This is a genomic window from Methylocystis sp. MJC1 (assembly GCF_026427715.1).
Classification (GTDB): domain Bacteria; phylum Pseudomonadota; class Alphaproteobacteria; order Rhizobiales; family Beijerinckiaceae; genus Methylocystis.
The window spans coordinates 154,026-175,293 of record NZ_CP107559.1 but is presented as its reverse complement, the minus strand read 5'-3'; the positions used below and the strand labels follow the sequence as shown (position 1 = coordinate 175,293).

Genomic DNA, 21,268 nt, shown 5'->3' with positions numbered 1-21,268 from the left:
GGGTATTATGGCGCTCGGTAAACTCTGGAAAGCTTCGTTTGTCTTACGCGGCGTCTCCTTGCTACCTTTCCTCCCGCTCGGCGGGGCGGCGCTCGCGCAGCAAACTCTTCCGCCCATCGAGATAAACAAGCCGCAAGGAGCAAAACCGAAGCCAGCGGCTCGCGGCGCGTCAGAGGCTGCTGCTGCCTCCCAATCTGGCCAAGCGGTCGGAAGTCCGTCGGGAGATCAAATCAGCATGACCCGGACCGATCGGCCGGGCGATCCGCTGTTTACGGCTGTCCGCAGCCGCGCCCCTAATCCCATGAGCTCCGTCGGGAGAGAAGGCATCAGACTGCTTGGGGGGCCCGCTCAGGCCAGCTCCTATAAGCCGTTGGATCTGCTCCCCAGCGTTATCGAGGACTCGGGCGATCCTTTCGGGCTGTCGTTCAACAGGAGCATCACTGTCAGGGGCGTTTCTGATTTCTTCCTGTCCCGAAATATAAATGGTCTGCCGATCGCGGGCATCGTTGGAGGCGCGGACCTCGTCGACTTAAACAATGTCGCTGAAATCAACCTCTACCGAGGAAGCCTGCAGGCCAACCAGGGCTTAGGATTCTCCAGCGCGGCAGGTTCTCTTGATCTCAGGGTTCTCGCACCGCAAGAAAAATCCGGAGGCACGCTGACTCAGGCCGCTGGTTCGAACGGATTTTGGCGGACTTATGGGCGCATTGACACAGGACGTCTGGCGAGCGGCGGCGCTATCTTCGTGTCCGGCTCTCTCGCGGACGCCAACAAATGGAAGGGCGAGGGCGACGCGCGGCGCGAGAACGTCATGCTGGGCGTCTCACAGCCGATCGGCGACAAGCTCAACGTTAATCTATATTTGATCCATAACGATCAAAGGGCCTACAGCTATTCGCCGCTGTCTTTCGCGCAAACACAAAATCTGGCGAAATGGGCGTGGTATGACTACACAACCGCGTTTACAGGCAAGCCGGCCACCGACGTCAATAACTATCAATTCAATCGCGTGCGCCACGTCGACAATGTCATTTTTTCAGAAATTTCCTACAACATCACGCCGACAGATACGTTAATATTGAAGCCTTACTATTGGCGAAATCAAGGATATCAACTAACGACGGCTGGAGCCAGAGTGCAGCTCTGGCCAATCAACAACTACAATATCGGAGGCGTTGCCGAATATCATAAGAAGTTCCCCTGGGACGGTCATTTTTTGCTCGGATATTGGGGTCAAAGCACAAAGCCGGAACCCCCGCCGCTCGGTCAGCGCCTATACAACGTTACGCCGTTCGGCGCGATGCAGTTCGCGAACTATTCGACGCTCGCCCGGTTGGGCAATCACGAATTCTATAGTCCTTTCTTGCAATACACGCAGGATTGGGGACCCACGACAATCAGCGGCGGCGTTCGTCTGCTCATCCAAGGCACGCCGGAAATGCAATATTTCAAGACAGCGGGCCTTCCAGACGTCTCTTATGGGGACGTTTGGGCCTATGGTCCGGCAGCCGACCCAGCGGCGACCGCGAAAGCCCGCTATTTTCATGACTGGCTGCCGAACCTCGGGATCCGCCATCAGCTGTCAGACGAATGGAGCGTCAACGCCAGCTACAGCCGCAAGACCGGCCGCCCCGACTGGGGGCCGCAGGCAAGTTCATTCAACAGCGCCGAAGCGTCTTTCTTGAAAAAAGGCATGACGCTCCAGAGCCTGATGAATATGATCCGGCCCGAGATGGTCGACGCGGTCGACTTTGGCGCAAGGTATCAATCCGGAAACCTCACCGTCGTGCCGACGTTTTTCGGCTTCTGGACGCACAAGAAGGAAGTTCTGGTCTTTGATGCGGCCGTCGGGCAGAGCTATTATCAAAGCAACGCCGCGACCACGGGCTATGGGGTCGAAATCGAAACCGCTTGGCGACCGACCGATTGGCTGACGCTGACAGGCAGCCTGACCGCAGCCTCGGAGACTTACAAGGCCAACATTGCGACAGGCTCCAATTCCGTGGCGCTTATCGGGGGAAAACAAGCCCCCTATGCGCCAAAGTATCAAGCGAAATTCGCAGTGACCTATTATCGCGACGGCTTCCAGTTCACGCCTGTGATCCGTTACGTCAGCACCCGTTATGGCCTGGCCGACAATAGCCAGTCCGTTTCCCCCTATTGCGTGGTCGACCTCAACGCGTCCTATGAGATCAACAGAAAGATCAGTCTCCCCGTCTCGCTCACTCTCGACGCCGGTATCCGCAATCTTTTCGACACGCGCTATATAGGCGCGATCTCAGTCAATGAAACAAACCTCAACAGCACCTCTTATTTTGCGGGCCCCCCGAGAACGATCTTCGCGGGCCTGACGGCCAAATTCTGAATGCTCCAAGCTCTTCCATTTCGTAACGCGATCGCGGGGGCGGTTGTCTCCGCGATCGCGTTTTTCGCTGACGCGTCGGACGTTCAAGCGCGGACGATCATCGACATGTCGAGGCAGACAGTCGAGGTTCCCGACCATGTCGAGCGTGTCGTGACCCTCGGCGCCGTGCCTGTCATCAACTCGTTTCTTTTCGCGCTGGGAGAGCAATCGGTTGTCGCCAACGGCGTTCCGCCCGAACTCAGTCGCAAGATACATTTTGTCTTCGCTCCCGGTTTGGCGGCGAAGCCGATCGTGCAAGGCGCTGAAAAAGGGCTGGCTGTAGAGACGATCATATCGTTGCAGCCGGATCTGGTTCTGACGATGGACCGCGCCACGGCCGAGTCGCTGCGGAGCCTGGGGCTTCCGGTGGCCTTTCTCCAGTGGACGGCGCCCGCCGACGTAAAGGCGGTAATGAAGTTTTTGGGCCAAGTTTTTTACAGGGAGCAGGAAGCGCTCGCTTATCAGGACTGGTTCGACAAGATGATCGGCGACGTCACGCGTCGAATAGACTCTCAAACGGCCTCCCCGCCGCGGGTTCTTTACCTGAACCTGAAACGCCTTACCCAACCTCACAAAATCGCCGAATGGTGGATCCCCCGCGCCGGGGGCCTCAGCGTGACCGACAATGGCCGCGCCCAAGAAAGCTTTACGTTTTCCATCGAACAGATACTTGCCTGGAACCCGCAGATCATCATCGTCGCGGATATGAGCGAAAGGCAGATGGCCTTCGATGACCCGCGGCTCAAAGAGGTTGCGGCTGTTCGAGACCGGAGGGTTTATGTCGCGCCGGCAGGTGCGCATCTATGGGCGAACCGGACTGTGGAGCAGCCTTTGACGGTGCTGTGGGCTGCAACGATATTTCACCCCGCGATTTTCGGACAGCGCGAATTACGTGCGGAGATGGCGAGATTCTACGACCGCTTCTTCCATATCCATCTCAACGACGAGCGGATCGATGAAATCCTTGCAGGTTCAAGCGGCCGATAATCGCGCAGATTATGGCGCCGTCCTTTTCCTATCGATGCTGCTTTTGGCGCTGGCCGTCGGTTCTCTCGCGTTGGGACGGTACCCCCTGCCAGTCGCGACCGTCATCGAAGTGCTTGGCCGAAAACTCGTTCCCTGGAATAGCCAGCCCCCGGCTATCGCGGAGACAATTGTGCTGCAAGTGCGCTTTCCTCGCGTGATTGCAGCGGTAATGGTCGGCGCAGGCCTGTCGGTGGCAGGATCCGCGTATCAAACAATCTTTCGTAATCCCATGGCGTCCCCTGCGCTGCTCGGGGTTTCTGCAGGCGCGGGATTTGGGGCTTCGCTCGCGATGTTGCTTCGACAACCCCTCATCATTGTCGAAGCTTCAGCCTTTGTGGGAGGCTTCATTGCAGTGCTGATCGCTTACGCCGCGCACAGAGCGATCAGGGGCGCTTCGATCGTGACGCTGGTCCTCTGCGGCATGGTGACGTCCGCGCTTTTCCAGGCGCTCATCTCGATCGTCAAATATGTCGCTGACCCAGTGGAGATTCTTGCCTCAATCACCTTCTGGCTCATGGGCGGCCTGTCAAAGATTGGCGTCCAAGAGGCTATTGCGGTTTCAATTCCTGTTCTCGCGGGATCGGTAATCCTTTTCGCACTTCGTTGGCGGCTCAGCCTTCTTTCACTCGGCGACGCGGAAGCCGCGAGTCTCGGCGTCGATGTAAAGAAGCTGCGCTTCACCGTCATTGTCTGTGCAACTATCATGAGTGGCGCCACGGTCTGCGTCGCGGGCATTGTGGGGTGGGTCGGTCTGCTCGTGCCGCATATGGCCCGGTCGGTTTTCGGGTTGAAGCCGGGCAAGCTTCTGATGTCCACCTTCCTGATGGGAGGTCTGTTTGTGCTCGGGGTTGACGATCTGGCGCGCAGCGGGTTTGAAGCCGAAATTCCGCTCGGCGTTCTGACCGCCTTGATCGGCGCGCCGTTCTTTCTCTTCCTGTTCATACGCTTTGGCCAACGGAACTGGCAATGAACGCCGTCGTTTTCGAACATATTTCCTTCCGTAGGCCTGCAGTCGAACGCGAGGCGCTGGCGGACGTGTCCTTTAGCGTCGGGAGGGGAGAGATTTTGTGCGTGCTCGGCCCAAACGGCGCGGGAAAAACGACGCTGATCAAATGTCTGCTGGGCGATATTTCTCCAACTCGCGGGCGCATTCGCGTATTGGGCGACGACGCCACGCAGCTTTCTCATACCGCTCGAGCAAAGCTCATATCCTATGTTCCGCAGTCCAGTGACGTAATGTTTCCCTTCGAGGCGCGACACATGGTTCTCTTGGGCCGGATACCGCATGTTTCTGGCTTGGGCGGCCCAACACGGGCAGACTGGGAAATTGCCGACACCATGCTGAGCCGGGTTGGCGTCTCGCACCTGGCCCGCCGATCCATCAATCACCTCTCTGGCGGCGAGCGGCAATTGGTTCTTATTGCGCGGGCGCTGGCGCAGGATGCGCCGATACTTGTGATGGACGAACCGACATCGAGCCTTGATTTGGCCAATCAGGGCCGCGTGCTCGCTCTGACGCGCGAACTGGCGCAGTCAGGCAAGACGGTGCTCATGACAACTCACGCGCCTGATCATCCCTTCCTCCTCGGCGCAAAGGTCGCCTTGCTCAAGAATGGACGCTTACTCGGCGTCGGGGCAGCTAAAGACGTTTGCTCGCTCGACGCAATGGGCGCTGCTTACGAGGCTGATCTGCTAGAGCTGACGCACGCGTCGATCAAGAGCTTCGCTCCACGCCTGCCATGAGGCGCTTCTCCACCAGCGGTCTTACCTCCCTTGCAAGCAGCTCCAATGATTTTTCCAGCAGCGGTAGCGGCAGGAAGCCAAAAAATGCGCTGAGCGCGTTGAGGTAACACACGCCGAGCTCCCTGTTCAGATCGAGTATTTTTTCAGCGCATGTCGCCGGTCCGCCAGCGATAACCATTTCGTTGTAAAACGTCTCGGGTTCGAGGTCCCGTTCCTGAAGAACGCCGCTGCGGTCGAATAGTCTGAATCCGCGCAGGCGCTCCGTGAGCTTTTCGACTGTGGGCCACAATTCCTTTCGCGCGAGCTCATCGCTTTCCGCGACATAGACAAAGCGTCCAAAAGGAGCCGTGGCAGGATCTCCGCCCGCTTCAACAAAGGCTTTCATCAATCTGCGTTGATTTTCCATACTGGTAATGCCGTGACAGATGAGGCCATGTCCTTGTTGCGCGGTCCATCCAGCCGTCTCGTCCGTATAGGTGCCGATAAAGACGGGCGGATGCGGCTTTTGTATCGGCTTGGGCTCAATGGAATAAGCGTTTCCGCCGAACGAGACCTTATCGTCTCCCCAAGCGCGCAGAACGAACTCCAGCGTATGCTGAAAGCGCTGCGCCACGCTCTCGGGCTCTACGCCATACACTTCGAGATAGCGCCCGTTGCCTCCGCGAGAAATGCCGAAATCGACCCGGCCATTGGATAGCACGTCCAATGTCGCAATTTCCTCCGCGAGCCGGACCGGATGGTGCAAGGCGAGCAAAAGGACCGAGAACCCGACGCGCAAAGTCTTCGTGCGCGACAGTATGGCCGAGGCAAGAACGATGGGAGAGTGGCAACGACGGCCCTCGACTTCGACGACGCTACCTTGGAAGTGCTCCTCGTTTATCCAGAGCGCGTCGTAGCCAAGCGCCTCCGCCTTTTCGGCCAAGTCTAGGAGTTGCGAGGTGGAAACGGATTCCAGTCCGCCTCCGCATCCGGAAAGCCCGAGTTTGAAGCGGGGAGGGACGGCAACTCTATAAGTAGCGTTCATTGTCACAGTCCTTCCAACCACCGGCAATTCGACTTAACGGCGGCACACCGTTATATACGTGTTGTAAATAACCGGTGCGGAGGCGCCGAGCAAGGCGTGAATTTCGGCGCTTGTTCCGTTTTTTCTCGCTTTTGCCACCGCGCCTTTTGGGCCGAGCCAAGTTAACGACAGCGACGGCAACGAGGCGGAACGAACAGAAGAAGCGCATCGCGGCGATTGATCCGCTCACCGCCTGTAAAAGGCAACTCGCTGTCGCAGGCAGCATATTGCCGGGCAGCCCGCGCAATTATGGGAACCTCTGGGTGAAATATGACGCCGACGGCGCATTCGGGGGGGCTGGGCCTCGCCGGCAGCGTTTCCGCGAGCTCGGATCAGCTCGGCGACACGGCGAACAGTTTCGTCTTGCCGGGTTATACGCTGCTCAACGGCATGGTGGCCTATACGACAAAGATTGAAAACTTCACCGTCACCGCGCAGCTGAATGTTAAGAACATCACCGACACGGTCTATTATCCGTCTGCGAGCAGCCGCTCCACGATCACGACCGGGGCGCCGCGCACGTTCCTCGGCTCGCTGCGGGTGGAGTTCTGATCGAAGCGCCGGGAGAGGCGATCGGGTGAAGCAGGGCTCCTGCAGGTCCAGGCTATCCCACCCGGACCGCTTCGCAGTCCGCCCTTCCCTTACGGGAGGGGGTGGGTGGACGCGCCCAACGCAGTACAGTTGAGGAATCGAAACAGTTCAACACCAATCAAAAGAGCTGCGCTCGGCGCTACGGTGTGACCGAGGCGCCGAGCGAGAACTCCGTCGCAATTAATCCGGATTTTATTCCCTCAGCGAGAAGACGGTCAGCACGCCGCCCAGCGCCGTGTAATTGGAAAGGCTGCGATAGTTGCCGACCGCACCAAGACCGTCGTTGCTCTTGGTAAGGCCGGCCGCAAGGCCGATGCCGGCCCAGCCGCCGACGCCCGATAGCACCGCGACATACTGTTTCCCCTCGACCTCATAGGTGATGACGTTGCCAATGATGCCGGAAGGCGTCTTGTGTTTATAGAGCTCCTTGCCGGTCTTGGTGTCGACCGCCTTGAGATAGCCTTCGAGAGTGCCGTAGAACGTCACGCCGCCGTCGGTGGAGACCGCCCCCGACCACGCGGAGAACTGCTCCTTGTTCGACCACACGATCTTTCCCTTCCTGGCGTCCCAGGCAATGAAATTGCCCGTGTGGGTTTCGCCCTTGTCGCGGTCCGCAGGGAACATTTCCACCGAGGCGCCGACATAGGGTTGACCAGCCGAGTAGCTCACGCGAAACGGTTCGAAATCCATGCAGACATGGTTTGTCGGAACGAGGAAAAGCCCCGTATTCGGGTCGTAGCTCGCGGGCTGCTCGTCTTTGGAGCCAAGCGTCGGGCAGGCGCCTTGCGTCGTGACGTCTTCGCCGTTCTTTTCCGGCGAAAATCTTTCGTCGAGAATCGGGCGGCCGTAGGTCTTTGACGCTTTGTCCATGTCGATCTTGGTCGCCCAATTGACCGCCGGATCGAATTTTTCCGCGACGAGCAGATCGCCGTTGACGCGGTCGAGGGTGTAACCGAACCCATTGCGGTCGAAGTGGACAGCCGTCTTCACTTTCTTGCCGCCGATCTCCTGATCGACCAACAGAAGTTCGTTGACGGCGTCATAATCCCACTGGTCGTGGGGCGTCGTCTGGTAGAGCCAACGCGCCTTGCCGGTGTCGAGATCACGCGCCCAGAGCGTCATGGACCAGCGATTGTCGCCGGGCCGCTGCACCGGATTCCAGGTCGATGGATTGCCCGTTCCATAGTAGATGAGGTTCAGCTCCGGATCATAGCTGTACCACCCCCAGGTCGTCCCGCCACCCAACTTCCATTGATCGACCTGCCAGGTATTGATCCCGGAGTCCTTACCCACGGGCTTACCGAGATGCGTCGTCTTTTCAGGGTCGATCAGCGTGTCGCTGTCCGGACCCGTCGAATAGCCGCGCCATATCAGTCTGCCGGTCTTGACCTCATAGGCGCTGATCTGGCCCCGCACGCCATATTCGCCGCCGGCATTGCCGACGACGACCTTGTCCTTGAAAATATGCGGCGCAGCGGTTGACGTCTCGCCTTTCGAAGGATCGCCGAATTTAACCGACCAGATCGGCTTGTCTTTGCTTGCGCCCGCCGAAGCGCCTGTCGCGGCGTCGAGAGCGACGAGCGTCGTATCGGCCTGCGCCAGGAAGATTTTACCGTCGCCATAGGCGAGGCCGCGGTTCACGGTGTCGCAGCACATCACCGGAATGACCGAAGCGTCCTGCTGCGGCGCATATTTCCAAATGATCTTGTGGTCGCGGTCCTTGAGGTCGAGGGCGTAGACGACATTGGGGAAAGGCGTATGCAGATACATCACGTCGGTCGTGTAAGCTTGCTTGACGACCGCGCCGTCCTTTTCCTCGGCAGGTATCTTGATGTTATGGATCACCAGAGGGGCGCCTTCGTGGCCCCGCAATACGCCGGTTGAGAACTGCCAGTCGACGACGAGCTTGCCGACATTCTCGGTCGTAATTTGCTTGAGAGCCGAATGGCGGAGATTGGCGTAATCCCCCGTGGGCGACACCCACTGTGTCGGGTCCTTTTGCAATTCAAGCAACTCGTCGGCGCGTGCGCCATAGCCTAATGCGAGCGCCAGCATTGTAAGAGACGACGACACCAAGAACTTGTTCATGGCTTTCCTCCGTGGCCCGGCATCTTTTGAAAGCGGTCGTCTCCCATGATGGATCGACAGCGCACGCCTGGGAGAACGTGCGCTGTCTATCGCGGGGAGGAGCAGAGGACCGTATTGCCGGCTCGTGCCAAGGGAACTTCAAACAGGACGGCCTCGGCCGCTAGTGGGGCGCGGAGCAATGCGACGCCGCGTGTCGCAATTCTGCGACGATTTTTCGCATCGATCCGCGCGACCCCGAATGCAAGGCGGTTTCCTGGGCCCCGGGCGGCTGCGCTGGAGCAGCGTGCATCTCGATTAGAAAGCGCTTATACTCGCTCCTTCTTTTTTCCCGGAGACCTTCGATGGAGGGACGGATCCCACATACGCACACGGATCTGGTGCGCTCGGTCGTCCAGAACGAGATCGCGCCTGCGACATCGGCAATCGCTGCGAGCTGGCGCCGCTCGATGACGGTATACGGGCTCGATCCTGGTCAGAGCCGCGCGCCAGACGTCCTCACTGAAGCCGAGCTGCGCCAGGCGCGTGAAGAGCTCGAGCCCCTGGCGCGGGTCGCGCAAGCGCCAATCGATCGGCTGTTCGGCGCCGTCGCCGAGCTCGGTTGCTGCGTGCTGCTGACCAACAAGGACGGCGTGCCGATCGAAGGACGCGGCGCCGACGAGGCTATCTTTCAAGGCTGGGGTCTGCGGCTCGGCGCGATGTGGAGCGAGGCGCGCGAGGGCACGAATGGCATCGGCACTTGCCTCGCGGAAGCCCGTGCGCTCACGATCCATCGCGACCAGCACTTCCGCGCCCGTCATACGGGCTTGAGCTGTACCGTTGCCCCCATTTACAACCATCAAGGCAGGCTCGCCGCTGCTCTTGACGTTTCCTGCGGTCGCGAAATCAAATCCGAGGGGCTTATCGGCCTCGTCGCAGTGGCCCTGGCCGATGCCGCGCGAGCGATCGAAGCTTTGAATTTCCGCCAATTCTTCGCCGAGGCGCGCATTTTTTTGTCGCCCAGCGCCGGCCGGAATGGCGCCTCGCTGCTCGCGGTGGATCGTCACGACCTCATTATCGGCGCGACCCGATCAGCAAGGCTAGAGCTCGATATTTCCGACGCCCGCATCGCCGCGCAACTACCGGCCGTCGATCTCCTCCTGCCGAAGGGCGTCGGTGGGGAGGCAGAGCTTATCGAAGCCGAACGCGGCGCGGTCCGCAGGGCGCTCGCCCGCGCCGAAGGTAATGTGTCGGCCGCGGCCAAGCTGCTCGGCGTCAGCCGAGCGACGCTGCACCGTAAGATGAACAAGCTCAGCATTTCGAATACGCACTGAGAAGCGCCTGAAAACTGAGAACATGGTCGCTCTTGGGCGACCATTTTTCTGCGCGCGTTCGGGTTCGAAAATTGAACGCGCTCGAGTGTCGCAAAATTGCGACAGGCGGCGCTGAGGCTTTTCGTCCGACGCTAGCGGACGAAGCTCTATGGGTAGAATTTCCTCGGGCGACGCCGGAGAACGGCGCGTGACAATCCGAGGAAACCCCCATGAACAAACCAGCCTTCATCCGTTCGATTCAACCCAAATTCAAAGAGCGTTACGGGAACTTTATAGGAGGCCGATGGATGGAGTCGGCGAATGGCCGACATTTCCAGAATCCGTCTCCAGTTAACGGGCAGATCCTCTGCGAGATTGCGCGGTCGGACGCAGCGGATATAGAGCTGGCGCTCGACGCCGCCCATACGGCGAAAGACTCGTGGGGCAGAGCCAGCGTCGCCGAACGCGCGCGCGTTCTAAACCGTATCGCCGACCGCATGGAGCAGAATCTCACCATCCTCGCCGAAGCCGAGAGCTGGGACAACGGTAAGCCGATCCGAGAAACCACCAAAGCCGACGTACCGCTGGCGATTGATCACTTCCGCTATTTCGCGTCGGCAATACGCGCTCAGGAAGGGGGCGTTTCGGAGATCGATCAGGATACCATTGCCTATCACTTTCACGAGCCGCTTGGCGTTGTCGGCCAGATTATCCCTTGGAACTTCCCGCTATTGATGGCGGCTTGGAAAATCGCCCCTGCGCTCGCGGCCGGCAATTGCGTCGTCCTCAAGCCGGCTGAGGTAACGCCACTTTCAATTCTGATCTGGGCGGAGCTGGTCGCCGACCTGTTGCCGCCGGGCGTCGTGAATATCGTCAATGGCTTTGGCCTCGAGGCCGGTAAGCCGCTTGCATCTTCCAAACGGATCGCCAAGATCGCCTTCACTGGCGAGACGTCGACGGGCCGGCTGATCGCCGGCTATGCGGCCGATAGTCTGATCCCCGCGACCCTGGAGCTCGGCGGCAAGTCGCCCAATATCTTCTTTGCTGATGTGATGGCCGAGGACGACGCCTTCCTCGACAAGGCATTGGAGGGTTTCGTCATGTTCGCCTTGAACCAGGGCGAGATATGCACCTGTCCTAGCCGCGCCCTCGTGCAGCGAAAGATCTACGACGCCTTTATGGAAAAGGCCCTGAAGCGCGTGGGCGCGATCGTGCAGGGCGATCCGCTCGACGAGAAGACAATGGTCGGCGCGCAGGCGTCTCGCGAACAGATGGACAAGATCCTCTCCTATATCGACATCGGCAGCAAGGAAGGCGCCGAACTGCTGATCGGCGGCGGCAAGGCGGAGCTGCCAGGCGATCTCGCCGGCGGAAATTACGTGCAGCCGACCGTGCTCCGCGGCCATAACAAAATGCGCATTTTCCAGGAGGAGATTTTCGGTCCGGTCCTTTCCGTCACGGTGTTCGACACCGACGAAGAAGCAGTGGAGATCGCCAATGACACGATCTTTGGCCTCGGCGCTGGCGTCTGGACACGCAACGTCAACCGCGCTTATCACATGGGCCGCGCCATTCAGGCCGGGCGCGTCTGGACCAATTGCTACCACGCCTATCCTGCGCATGCGGCCTTCGGGGGATACAAGCAATCGGGCGTAGGCCGCGAGAACCATCACATGATGCTCGGTCACTACCAACAGACGAAGAACCTGCTGGTCTCCTACAATCCGAACAAGGTTGGCTTTTTTTAATTCAACTGAATTCTTGTCGAAGCTTCAACAGAGGCAGCATTCGAGCCCGAATGTATTCTGTCGTTTACGGGCAGGGCTCCCGATCGGCGACGATCGGGAGCCCTCCGATCTGAGGCGGAAGCGGTTGCGTTTATTAGCTCCACGGGCGATCGGGTCGTGCCTTGTCCGGCGGGAATTGCCACTTAGTCTTTAACGTGACAGCGTCCATAAATACTTATAGACAGTGCGTCAGGCGTCACCTATCCGAAATGGGCGACGGCTTGCCGATTGGTCTGCCAGAACGTTTCTCCGCGCTTGCTCTTGCCTCTGCTGCTGCGCTCAGCGATGGAACCACAGCAGGCAACAGAGTAGAACCATGTCATGATACTCAGAGTCTGAAGTATGAGGGCGCTCCCCGGCAGTTCAACCCTGCGACGGGCGCCGACCCTCCCCCTCGACTTGCTGCTCTCCCACAGGAAACACCGTTGAAACGCATTTTGAAAGACATCCAGGGCTTCAAGGGGCGCTCGCGTAGCTTCACCGTTGAGATCGTTCGGAAAGGTGGTTCGCAGCCTCCGCAGCACCATCCGCGCGCGCCGATCGCCAGCCCGGCCAGATCGCCAGAACTGCCTCGCGTTCCGATTGAGACCCCCTATCCTGACCCGTCAGAACCGCACCTCGAAATCCCCGGCAAGCGCCCATGGGAGGGCGGGCGTATCTTGGAATCCGTCGTTGAGGAGACGCCGCAGATTGAGGCGCATCTCGAGCCGGCGCCCAGGAAGCCCAAAGCGCCGATCACGCGAGATAATCCGGAGAAACCTCGGAAAGCTAAGAAAATTGCGCTCCGAAAGCCAGAAAAGCCGCCTTTCGAAGATTCTCGCGTCGTCGAGGCGAAGAAAACGACGAAACCTCGCAAGCGCACCATCGAAGAGATAATCGCGAGCCTTGTCGACGAGCCGGAGAGTAACACAGAAACGCACGCGCCTCTTCCTGCGCCGGAGCCCTCGACGCGCGCCAGCGACGCCCGCAAGCCACTTTCTCGCCGCGCCAAGATCGAGTCCCCGCGCTGGCAACAGCTCGCGTCACGCTGGAAAGAGCGGCGAGGGGTGCGACCGTGAGACTCGCGAGATTGTCGAAGGGGTCGCAACGCGTCGAAGGCGTATTCTGGAGCGATGCGCGAATCCGCGCAGCTTAGAATTTCAGCGTAAGGATTTTGCCCGCTTACGTGCGCCTGGCCTTCGGCGACGAAATCACGCCGCTTGGGAAACATACCAGCAGGCAAATTGGCGGCAGGCTGCACGCTTTTTCGCCACAACGACGATACCGCGCCCAGCGAGGCAGCGCGTAAGCTGCCAGGGTCAAACTTTGTACCTCGCTGATTTATTTGCGTAATTAAATACAAGCAGCTGCTTGGCTTAATATTTGCCAGCTTCGTCCCAGCCACACACGTGGATGGACCCAAAGGCGGGTCACAATCAGCAACGCCGCTGTTCCGATAGCACGGTCGCCAATTGGCGACGGCTTATCGGCCAGCGGCTTTTTTTTGTGCTCGACGCCTTCGCAGAATGCTTGGGCGCACGACGAACCGGCAGGCTGACGATGAAGAAGGGACGCCATTTCTCCCATGTACGCCTTTGCGCGCGACGCTCTATAGCAGGCGCAACGCTCTCTCTTGTTGCGCTCGGCGCGCAAGCTTCGGACCTTGAGAAAAAGCTCGCCACTCCCGCCCCAGCGCCCGCGGCGCCGGCGGCCCCTCCAGCGCCGCCACCCGGGCCGATAGGCGTTTTCGGCGTCGACATGCCGGCTGCCGGCAAGCTGGTCGTCTCGATCACCCCCACCATTGGAAACCTCTCGGGCATTAAAATGGGGACCCGAACGGTTTCGAATGAATACATCGTCTCAACGGTGCCATTCTTCCTCAACCCGACTCAGACCGTACGCATCGTTCCGCAGAACATCGCTTTCCGGACGCAAATCCTCGGCCTTAGTTACGGTGTGACAAGGGACTTCAACGTCGTGCTCAACGCCGGCATGGCCGAAAAGAGCCTCGATACCATCGTATTCAAGGGGGCAAGTGGGATCCTCCCGCTTGCGAGAAACTACCCGACGACAGCGAGCCTCTCCGACTTCGCCTTATCCGGCGTCTATCGCGTCTATCAGGACGACATCAATCGCGTCCAAATCTCTCTCGGCTTCTCCTTTCCGACCGGCAGCAACACCGCCACCTTCAACGACTTTATTCTGCCGAACCGGACGGTGCAGAACATTCGCGGCTTCTATGGCATGCAGCTCGGGACAGGCACATTCGACATCATGCCGGGCGTGGTCTATGCGGGGTATCTCGGCCCATGGTCTTGGGGGGCGTCTTATCGTGGGCGTTTTCCCCTCGGTCCCAATCCGCAAGGCTATCTTTGGGGCGATCTCCATGAGTTGAGCGGCTGGGGCGGGTACACTTGGATACCAGGACTCACCACGACTTTCCGCGCCAGCGCTTCGCTGCAAGGGCCGATCCGCGGCTGGGATCCGGAGATTCGCGGAGCGGCTGTGCCGAGCAATCCGCTCTTTTATGGCGGACAGCGTGTCGAGCTTTTCGGCGGAGCGACCGTTAGCGGGAGATTCGTTGGCTATGAAAACTGGTCGCTCGGCGTGGAAGCGGGTTTGCCCGTTTATCAAAACCTCAATGGGCCGCAGATCATGAAGAACTGGCAGGCAAGCATGCAGCTCAAAGTGAAAATCTAGCGCCCTTCCAGCGCGCCGCAATCCAAGATTTTCAACCAGGGACGTTCGCGGTGTCGATCAACAGTGCTCGGCGCCGCTTTGGCGCAACGCCTATCGCTGTGTAGGTCGGCTGATGATCAACGCCCCTGGCTTTCAGCAAGGCTCGCCCGAGTGCGACGCTATCAGGAGACTCCATGCATCCTCGTCGGGGTTACGCTAGGCAATGTAGCAGTTGTCAAAATCGTTGACGCGCTGTTGGATGCATTGCACAATTGAGCAACCGATGGACATCTCTATAGCGTCAGTGAAGCCGAAGCTTAGAGCCGCCGTCACTACCCCCGCCCCGCCCGTGAAAATTGTCATCATCGACGAGAGTCCCATCCGCGCCGCCATCCTCAAGGAAGGATTACGCGAAGCCGGCTTCATCGAGGTCGAACACATCGCCGAGCGCCACCACCTGCTGAAGCGGGTCTATGCGATCGACCCCGACGTCATTCTCATCGACCTCGAGAATCCCTCTCGCGACGAACTTGAACAGATGTTTCAGGTGAGCCGCGCCGTCCGTCGGCCCGTCGCCATGTTTGTGGATCAATCCGACGCGGCCTCCATTCAAGCGTCTGTCGACGCCGGCGTTTCCGCTTATATCGTCGACGGGCTGAAGAAAGAGCGGATCAAATCGATCCTCGACCTTTGCGTGTCGCGCTTCAACGCCTTCGCCAAGTTACAGAACGAGTTGGAGCGCGCGCGCTCGGATCTTGAAGAACGCAAGACGATCGATCGCGCGAAAGGCATTCTGATGAAGGCGAAGAAACTCTCGGAAGACGAGGCCTACAAGTTATTGCGTGGCGCGGCTATGCGCGAGAGCAAAAAAATTTCCGAAATCGCGCAGTCCATCATTACGGCTTCGGAGCTACTGAAATGAACGCGGATCGCAAAATCAAGGTCGGCTTCATTCCGCTCGCCGACGCCGCCAGTCTCTTCGTCGCCGTCGACAAGGGCTTCGCCGCGGCTGAAGGGCTCGATATCGAACTTGTGCGCGAGGTTTCTTGGTCGAATGTTCGTGACAGGCTCGCGATCGGCCATTACGACGCCGCGCATCTCTTGGCGCCAATGGCCATCGCATCAACCTTGGGCTTGAGCCATGTGCGCGCGCCTGTCATAGCGGCAATGAATCTCGCCATGAACGGCAACGCCATCACTATCTCGCCAGACCTTCATGCAAGCCTTGTCGCCGCGGCGGACGGCGATCTTGGCGATCCATTGATCAGCGCGCGTGCTTTGAAGGCGGTCGTAGCATCCCGGCAAAAGCGCAACGCCGAGCCGCTCACTTTCGGCATGACCTTTCCCTTCTCGACGCATAATTACCAGCTACGCTACTGGATGGCGGAAGGCGGCGTCGATCCCGACAGCGACGTGCAACTCGTCGTTCTGCCGCCGCCTTACATGGTCGAGAATTTGGCCAAGGGGCATGTCGATGGGTTCTGCGTCGGCGCGCCTTGGAACGCGGTCGCGGAAGGAATGGGCATCGGCGTCATCCTGCATCCGGGCCCCGCGATCTTTCATCCGGCGCCGGAAAAAACATTGGCGTTTCGTCGACAGGTTGCAGACAGCGAGCCGCAACTCGTCGAGGCGCTCATCCGCGCGTGTCTGAAAGCAGGCGACTACATTCGCGCGCGAGCGAACCGCGAGGAAGTCGCCGCGCTCCTTGCGCGACCCGACCGCGTCGGCTCCGACATCGACTCCTTGCGCCGGGCGCTCGATGGGCGTTTGCTCGGAAACGCCGAGACCACCAATTACCTTATCTTCGGTGATTATGAGTCGGGGCGCCCGGACGCCTCTCAGGCCGCTTGGCTTTACGCACAAATGCGGCGATGGGGACAAGCGGATAGATCCGAAGAAGCGCTACGTACCGCGCAAGGCGTCTTCACTCCCGCTTTCTTCAACGCTGCAACAAGGCTGGCCCCTGTCGAAGCAGCGCCCATCGTCGCCTTTTCGGGACCTGTCTGCGATGCGGGAAACATCGAAGGTTATCTCAATTCTTTCGCGATCCGCTCGGCGCCTTGACGTCAATTTTCGAGCGTGCGGCCTAAAGACTAGGCGCCCCGCCGCCTAAGCGCGCTGCGCGCCAGAGAGGGAGAAAAGCCGCCAAGCCTCTCAGAACGCCTGTTTTCCTGGGCTTTCAATGCGCAACAGGAGATGGCGCCCCGCTTGCAAAGATAAGCCGAAGCGCCACTCCCGGCGCGGGGTCCAGCGCAGGACCCATGCAGCAACGCCGCTGTTCCGAACCGTCCGCTAACGGACCGTCTCGGACAGCGGCTTTTTTTTGTCTTCGGCGCAAGCCGCAAGATGGATGAAAGAGGAACGCGATGTCGAACACGCCCGGCAATTCCAATCCCGCACCGATGCGTCTCGATCGCCGGAGCATTTTGAAAGGCGCCGCCGCCTCGCTTGTCGCCTCCGCCGTCGACTTGCCGAGTGGCGTCTTTGCGGAGGGTGCGGGGCCCGAAACGACGAAGGCAATCCTCGGCTATATTGCGCTGACCGATTCAGCGCCGCTGATTATCGCAAAAGAAAAGGGGCTTTTCGCCAAATACGGCATGCCCGACGTCGAGGTCGTCAAGCAGGCTTCCTGGGGCGCCTCGCGGGACAATACGGTGCTGGGCGGCGCCAACAACGGCATAGACGGCGCACACATTCTCACGCCGATGCCTTATCTGATCTCAACCGGCAAGGTGACGCAAAACAATGCGCCGACGCCAATGTACATCCTCGCCCGCCTCAATCTTGATTGTCAAGGAATTTCCGTTTCCAACGAATACAAGGATTTCAAGGCCGGGGTGAAAGCCGATGCGCTGAAGGCCGTCTTCGCCAAGAAGAAGGCCGAAGGCAAGGAGATCAAAGTCGCCGTCACCTTTCCCGGTGGAACGCATGATCTGTGGATGCGCTACTGGCTCGCCGCATCAGGCATCGACCCCGACAAGGATGTTTCGACCATCGTGGTCCCCCCGCCGCAAATGGTCGCGAATATGAAAGTCGGGAATATGGACGCCTTCTGTGTCGGCGAGCCATGGAACGAGCAGCTCGTTAATCAAGGCGTCGGCTACACAGCCTGCACGACCGGCGAACTTTGGTTCAAGCATCCTGAAAAATCCCTCGGCATGCGCGCCGAATGGGTCGACAAAAATCCGAAGGCGGCGAAGGCGCTCGTCGCCGCTGTGATCGAAGCGCAGCAATGGTGTGATAAACCCGAAAACAAGGCGGAGCTGGCGGAAATCGTTGGACGCCGTCAGTGGTTCAACGTCCCAGCGACCGACATTATCGGCCGATTGAAGGGCGATATTAATTACGGCAATGGGCGCAGCGCAAAGGGTACGAAGTTCGGTATGAAGTTCTGGCGTGACAACGCCTCTTACCCATTCAAGAGCCACGACGCCTGGTTCGTCACCGAAGACATCCGCTGGAACAAGCTCGACGCCAAGACGGACATTAAGGCCGTCGTCGACAAGGTGAACCGCGAGGATCTCTGGCGCGAGGCCGCAAAAATTGCGGGCGTTTCTGCGAAAGACATCCCGACCTCGACCTCGCGCGGCAAGGAGACCTTCTTCGACGGCAAGGTCTTCGACCCAGACAAGCCGCTCGACTATCTCAAGAGCCAGTCCATCAAGCGCGCCGCAGTTTAAGGGAGCGATAAAGACATGACCATGCCGCTCGCCAACAACGACCGCTCGGCTGCCTTCTACGACGAAGAGATCGAAGAGGCATATCGCCGTCGGCCCATCCCGCTGCTGATCAAATACAAGGCGAACATCCAGACCTTCTTCGCCGCCACGATTCCGCCGCTCGTCACTCTCGCGCTCCTACTATTCGTCTGGCAACTCCTCTGCATGAGCCCGATGTCAGCCCTCCCTTCGCCCCTACGCATCTGGAGCGAGGCGAAAGAGCTGATCATGCATCCGTTCTACGAAGCCGGCTCTCAGGATATAGGCCTCGGCTGGCGCGTGCTCATCTCATTGAAACGCGTCGGCGTCGGCTTTGGTCTCGCGAGCGTCGCCGGCATTCTGCTCGGGGCCTTTGTCGGACAGTCGCAATGGGCGACCCGTGGCCTTGATCCGATCTTCCAGGTGCTGCGCACCGTGCCGCCGCTCGCCTGGCTGCCTATTTCGCTCGCAGCTTTCCGCGACTCCCAACCCTCCGCAATATTCGTGATCTTCATCACGTCGATATGGCCGATCATCATCAACACAGCGGTTGGCATCCGTAACATCCCGCAGGATTATCGAAACGTCGCGGCCGTCCTGCAGCTTAATCACATCGAGTTCTTCTGGAAAATCATGATCCCCTCCGCTGCGCCTTACATTTTCACGGGTCTTCGTATCGGCGTCGGCCTATCCTGGCTCGCAATCGTCGCGGCTGAAATGCTCACGGGCGGCGTCGGCGTCGGCTTCTTCATCTGGGACGCGTGGAACTCGTCGCGCCTTCCCGACATTTTCGTCGCGCTGATTTATATCGGCCTCACCGGCTTCATCCTCGACCGCTTTGTCGCCTTCATCGGAAATCTCGCGACCCGTGGCGCGCAGGCAAATTGAGGAGAGAAGAAATGAGCAGCTATCTCAGCATCGAAAACGTCGTCAAGGTTTTTACGCGGGGCGCGAACGTGACCAAGGTGCTCGACAATGTTTGCCTGAAAGTAGAGAAAGGGCAATTCGTCTCGATCATCGGCCATTCGGGCTGCGGCAAGTCCACGCTTCTCAATATCGTCTCCGGCCTCACCAGCTCGACGAGCGGGGGCGTATTGCTGGAAGACCGAGAGGTAAATTCGCCCGGTCCCGACCGCGCGGTCGTTTTCCAGAACCATTCCCTGCTGCCCTGGCTCTCGGCATACGAAAATGTTCGCCTCGCCGTCGACAAGGTATTCGGCAAAACGGCGACACGCGCAAAGCGTCACGAATGGACGATGCATAATCTGGAGCTCGTCCAGATGACCCATGCGAAAGACAAGCGTCCCAGCGAAATTTCTGGCGGCATGAAGCAGCGCATCGGCATTGCGCGGGCGCTCGCCATGCAGCCGAAGGTTCTTCTGCTCGACGAGCCCTTCGGCGCGCTCGACGCGCTCACGCGCGCGCATCTTCAGGATCAGGTCATGAAGCTGCAGGAGCGCTTCGGCAATACGGTCATGATGATCACCCATGATGTCGACGAGGCCGTGCTGCTTTCCGATCGCATCGTGATGATGACGAATGGTCCCCAGGCGACGATTGGTGAGATTCTCGACGTCCCCCTGCGACGCCCGCGCGACCGCATCACGCTGGCGACGGATCCAATCTATCTGGAATGCCGTCAGCGGGTTCTGCAATTCCTATACGAGCGTCATCGCTATGTCGAAGCAGCGTAAGGAGCGGCGCCGATGGAAAAGGAAACGCTCGTCATTGTCGGCGCCGGCATGGCGGCGACCCGCCTCGTCGACGAACTGATCGCGGCGGCTCCCGGTCGCTATGCAATCCACGTCATAGGCGAAGAGCCGCGCCTGGCTTATAATCGCGTGCTTCTTTCCTCGGCGCTGACCGGCGAAGTTAGACTTGACGACATCGTGCTGAAGCCGCGTGAGTGGTGGCGCGCAAATGGCGTCGAAATTACGACCGGACAAAAAGCGGTGCGGCTAGACACGGCCTCGCGCGTTCTTGTCCTCGAAGATGGAGAGCGCATCGCCTATTCCAAGCTCGTCCTCGCGACGGGATCGCGCGCCATGCGCCTTCCGATCGAGGGCGCGGACCTGCCAGGCGTCCATACCTTCAGAGACATGCAGGATGTGGAGGCGCTGGCGCGACTCGGCGCCAAGGGAGCCAGCGTTCTGGTGATCGGCGGCGGCCTGCTCGGTCTCGAGGCGGCCTATGGCCTCGTGAAGCGCGGCGCGCGCGTGACGCTCGCCCATGTGATGGACCGGCTGATGGAACGTCAGCTCGATCAGGCCGGCGCGGCCATCCTGCATCGCATGGTCGAAGAGAAGGGTGTCCGGGTCATGTTGCGGGCCAACGCCTCGCATATCCGAGGCGATGGCTGCGTTGAACGCGTGGAGTTCGAGGACGGCCGCTCCCTCCCCGCCGACGCCGTCGTTTTCGCGGTCGGCGTCCGCCCCAATGTCGAGCTTGCGAAAGCAGGCGGCCTTGCGGTCAATCGCGGCGTCGTTGTTGACGACGGTCTTGCGACCAGCGATGCAAATGTTTTTGCCATCGGCGAATGCGTAGAGCATCGTGGCCAGTGCTACGGGCTCGTCGAGCCGGCTTATGAGCACGCGCGGGTTCTTGCCGCCCGCCTTGCGGGAGCGGACGCCGTTTATCACGGCAGCCTCGTCGCGACCAATCTGAAAGTCTCTGGCGTGCGTGTTTTCTCGGCCGGCGATTTCATCGCCGGCGAGGGCCTTTGCGAGATCGTCTGCAAGGATCCGCGCCTCGGCGTCTATCGCAAGCTCGTGATCGAGGGCGATTGCCTCAAGGGGGCGGTTCTCATCGGCGACACGAGCAGCGCGAGCGCCTATCTCGACCTCATCCGCACCGGGAACAACATCGCCACAATACGCGACGAGCTCGTGTTCGAGGCGCCGCAATTGAGAGAGGCGGCCTGA

At 59.6% G+C, this 21,268-nt stretch carries 17 protein-coding genes and 1 pseudogene; 15 read left to right on the top strand and 3 right to left on the bottom strand.

From position 1 onward, the window contains the following. Positions 1–235: 235 nt before the first annotated feature. The 4 genes from OGR47_RS19650 to OGR47_RS19635 all read left to right on the top strand — a co-directional run bounded on the left by OGR47_RS19650 (position 236) and on the right by OGR47_RS19635 (position 5,173). Positions 236–2,365: a TonB-dependent receptor gene (locus OGR47_RS19650; RefSeq protein WP_165055796.1), complete on the top strand. Its 2,130-nt coding sequence runs from the start codon at positions 236–238 to the stop codon at positions 2,363–2,365. Positions 2,366–2,515: 150 nt separating this feature from the next. Further along, complete coding sequence (locus OGR47_RS19645; protein ID WP_267270103.1) at positions 2,516–3,391, top strand: ABC transporter substrate-binding protein; 876 nt, start codon at positions 2,516–2,518, stop codon at positions 3,389–3,391. Positions 3,392–3,425: 34 nt separating this feature from the next. After that, complete coding sequence (locus OGR47_RS19640) at positions 3,426–4,400, top strand: FecCD family ABC transporter permease (protein WP_267270102.1); 975 nt, start codon at positions 3,426–3,428, stop codon at positions 4,398–4,400. Beyond that, complete coding sequence (locus OGR47_RS19635) at positions 4,397–5,173, top strand: ABC transporter ATP-binding protein (RefSeq protein WP_165055802.1); 777 nt, start codon at positions 4,397–4,399, stop codon at positions 5,171–5,173. Before OGR47_RS19640 ends, OGR47_RS19635 begins: the two co-directional genes overlap by 4 nt. Here OGR47_RS19635 and OGR47_RS19630 read toward each other — a convergent pair. Then, positions 5,145–6,197, bottom strand: coding sequence for an LLM class flavin-dependent oxidoreductase (locus tag OGR47_RS19630; RefSeq protein WP_165055804.1), 1,053 nt, complete (start codon positions 6,195–6,197; stop codon positions 5,145–5,147). The two genes, OGR47_RS19635 and OGR47_RS19630, sit on opposite strands and share 29 nt — an antisense overlap. 309 nt (positions 6,198–6,506) lie before the next feature. Between OGR47_RS19630 and OGR47_RS19625 the strand changes: the two genes are divergently transcribed. Then, positions 6,507–6,788, top strand: coding sequence for a TonB-dependent receptor (locus OGR47_RS19625; RefSeq protein ID WP_306792347.1), 282 nt, complete (start codon positions 6,507–6,509; stop codon positions 6,786–6,788). A gap of 231 nt (positions 6,789–7,019) precedes the next feature. Here the strand turns inward: OGR47_RS19625 and OGR47_RS19620 are convergent, their stop codons facing one another. Continuing rightward, positions 7,020–8,915 carry a methanol/ethanol family PQQ-dependent dehydrogenase gene (locus OGR47_RS19620; protein WP_165055806.1) on the bottom strand — a complete coding sequence of 632 codons (1,896 nt, stop codon included), beginning with the start codon at positions 8,913–8,915 and terminating at the stop codon, positions 7,020–7,022. A 341-nt stretch (positions 8,916–9,256) separates the two neighbouring features. Between OGR47_RS19620 and OGR47_RS19615 the strand changes: the two genes are divergently transcribed. From OGR47_RS19615 to OGR47_RS19605, 3 genes are all read left to right on the top strand, one after another. Beyond that, positions 9,257–10,225 (top strand): helix-turn-helix domain-containing protein, encoded by a 969-nt coding sequence (locus OGR47_RS19615; RefSeq protein ID WP_165055808.1) that lies wholly within the window; start codon positions 9,257–9,259, stop codon positions 10,223–10,225. A 209-nt stretch (positions 10,226–10,434) separates the two neighbouring features. Beyond that, positions 10,435–11,952: an aldehyde dehydrogenase family protein gene (locus tag OGR47_RS19610; RefSeq protein ID WP_165055810.1), complete on the top strand. Its 1,518-nt coding sequence runs from the start codon at positions 10,435–10,437 to the stop codon at positions 11,950–11,952. 248 nt (positions 11,953–12,200) lie between these two features. Further along, positions 12,201–13,049, top strand: a complete 849-nt coding sequence (locus OGR47_RS19605) for a hypothetical protein (RefSeq protein WP_165055812.1) — start codon at positions 12,201–12,203, stop codon at positions 13,047–13,049. Positions 13,050–13,072: 23 nt separating this feature from the next. Here OGR47_RS19605 and OGR47_RS21975 read toward each other — a convergent pair. Then, positions 13,073–13,192 (bottom strand): annotated as a pseudogene (locus OGR47_RS21975) (carbonic anhydrase); the annotation flags it as partial. A 536-nt stretch (positions 13,193–13,728) separates the two neighbouring features. On the opposite strand from OGR47_RS21975, the gene OGR47_RS19600 reads away from it, so the two are divergent. The 7 genes from OGR47_RS19600 (at position 13,729) to OGR47_RS19570 (ending at position 21,268) form a co-directional block, all read left to right on the top strand. Further along, a complete protein-coding gene (locus OGR47_RS19600) occupies positions 13,729–14,670 on the top strand; it encodes an alpha-amylase (RefSeq protein WP_246729867.1) in 942 nt (313 codons plus the stop codon). A gap of 328 nt (positions 14,671–14,998) precedes the next feature. Next, positions 14,999–15,571: an ANTAR domain-containing response regulator gene (locus OGR47_RS19595; RefSeq protein WP_206527504.1), complete on the top strand. Its 573-nt coding sequence runs from the start codon at positions 14,999–15,001 to the stop codon at positions 15,569–15,571. Continuing rightward, positions 15,568–16,713 (top strand): CmpA/NrtA family ABC transporter substrate-binding protein, encoded by a 1,146-nt coding sequence (locus OGR47_RS19590; protein ID WP_165055816.1) that lies wholly within the window; start codon positions 15,568–15,570, stop codon positions 16,711–16,713. Before OGR47_RS19595 ends, OGR47_RS19590 begins: the two co-directional genes overlap by 4 nt. A gap of 302 nt (positions 16,714–17,015) precedes the next feature. Then, the gene (locus tag OGR47_RS19585; protein WP_165055818.1) at positions 17,016–18,329 is read left to right on the top strand and encodes a CmpA/NrtA family ABC transporter substrate-binding protein; all 1,314 of its coding nucleotides are present in this window, start codon (positions 17,016–17,018) and stop codon (positions 18,327–18,329) included. Between the two features lie 15 nt (positions 18,330–18,344). Continuing rightward, on the top strand, positions 18,345–19,235 hold the full coding sequence (gene ntrB, locus OGR47_RS19580) for a nitrate ABC transporter permease (protein WP_371824450.1): 891 nt from the start codon (positions 18,345–18,347) through the stop codon (positions 19,233–19,235). Between the two features lie 11 nt (positions 19,236–19,246). Next, positions 19,247–20,041, top strand: a complete 795-nt coding sequence (locus OGR47_RS19575; RefSeq protein WP_165055820.1) for an ABC transporter ATP-binding protein — start codon at positions 19,247–19,249, stop codon at positions 20,039–20,041. Positions 20,042–20,053: 12 nt separating this feature from the next. After that, complete coding sequence (locus OGR47_RS19570) at positions 20,054–21,268, top strand: NAD(P)/FAD-dependent oxidoreductase (protein ID WP_165055822.1); 1,215 nt, start codon at positions 20,054–20,056, stop codon at positions 21,266–21,268.

Bases quoted from the DNA above. Each gene is read 5' to 3' on its own strand.
- OGR47_RS19650 (WP_165055796.1), top strand. From the start codon at position 236: ATGACCCGGACCGATCGGCCGGGCGATCCGCTGTTTACGGCTGTCCGC.
- OGR47_RS19640 (WP_267270102.1), top strand. From the start codon at position 3,426: ATGCTGCTTTTGGCGCTGGCCGTCGGTTCTCTCGCGTTGGGACGGTAC.
- OGR47_RS19635 (WP_165055802.1), top strand. From the start codon at position 4,397: ATGAACGCCGTCGTTTTCGAACATATTTCCTTCCGTAGGCCTGCAGTC.
- OGR47_RS19630 (WP_165055804.1), bottom strand. From the start codon at position 6,197: ATGAACGCTACTTATAGAGTTGCCGTCCCTCCCCGCTTCAAACTCGGG.
- OGR47_RS19625 (WP_306792347.1), top strand. From the start codon at position 6,507: ATGACGCCGACGGCGCATTCGGGGGGGCTGGGCCTCGCCGGCAGCGTT.
- OGR47_RS19620 (WP_165055806.1), bottom strand. From the start codon at position 8,915: ATGAACAAGTTCTTGGTGTCGTCGTCTCTTACAATGCTGGCGCTCGCA.
- OGR47_RS19615 (WP_165055808.1), top strand. From the start codon at position 9,257: ATGGAGGGACGGATCCCACATACGCACACGGATCTGGTGCGCTCGGTC.
- OGR47_RS19610 (WP_165055810.1), top strand. From the start codon at position 10,435: ATGAACAAACCAGCCTTCATCCGTTCGATTCAACCCAAATTCAAAGAG.
- OGR47_RS19605 (WP_165055812.1), top strand. From the start codon at position 12,201: ATGGGCGACGGCTTGCCGATTGGTCTGCCAGAACGTTTCTCCGCGCTT.
- OGR47_RS19600 (WP_246729867.1), top strand. From the start codon at position 13,729: ATGCCGGCTGCCGGCAAGCTGGTCGTCTCGATCACCCCCACCATTGGA.
- OGR47_RS19590 (WP_165055816.1), top strand. From the start codon at position 15,568: ATGAACGCGGATCGCAAAATCAAGGTCGGCTTCATTCCGCTCGCCGAC.
- OGR47_RS19585 (WP_165055818.1), top strand. From the start codon at position 17,016: ATGTCGAACACGCCCGGCAATTCCAATCCCGCACCGATGCGTCTCGAT.
- ntrB (WP_371824450.1), top strand. From the start codon at position 18,345: ATGACCATGCCGCTCGCCAACAACGACCGCTCGGCTGCCTTCTACGAC.
- OGR47_RS19575 (WP_165055820.1), top strand. From the start codon at position 19,247: ATGAGCAGCTATCTCAGCATCGAAAACGTCGTCAAGGTTTTTACGCGG.
- OGR47_RS19570 (WP_165055822.1), top strand. From the start codon at position 20,054: ATGGAAAAGGAAACGCTCGTCATTGTCGGCGCCGGCATGGCGGCGACC.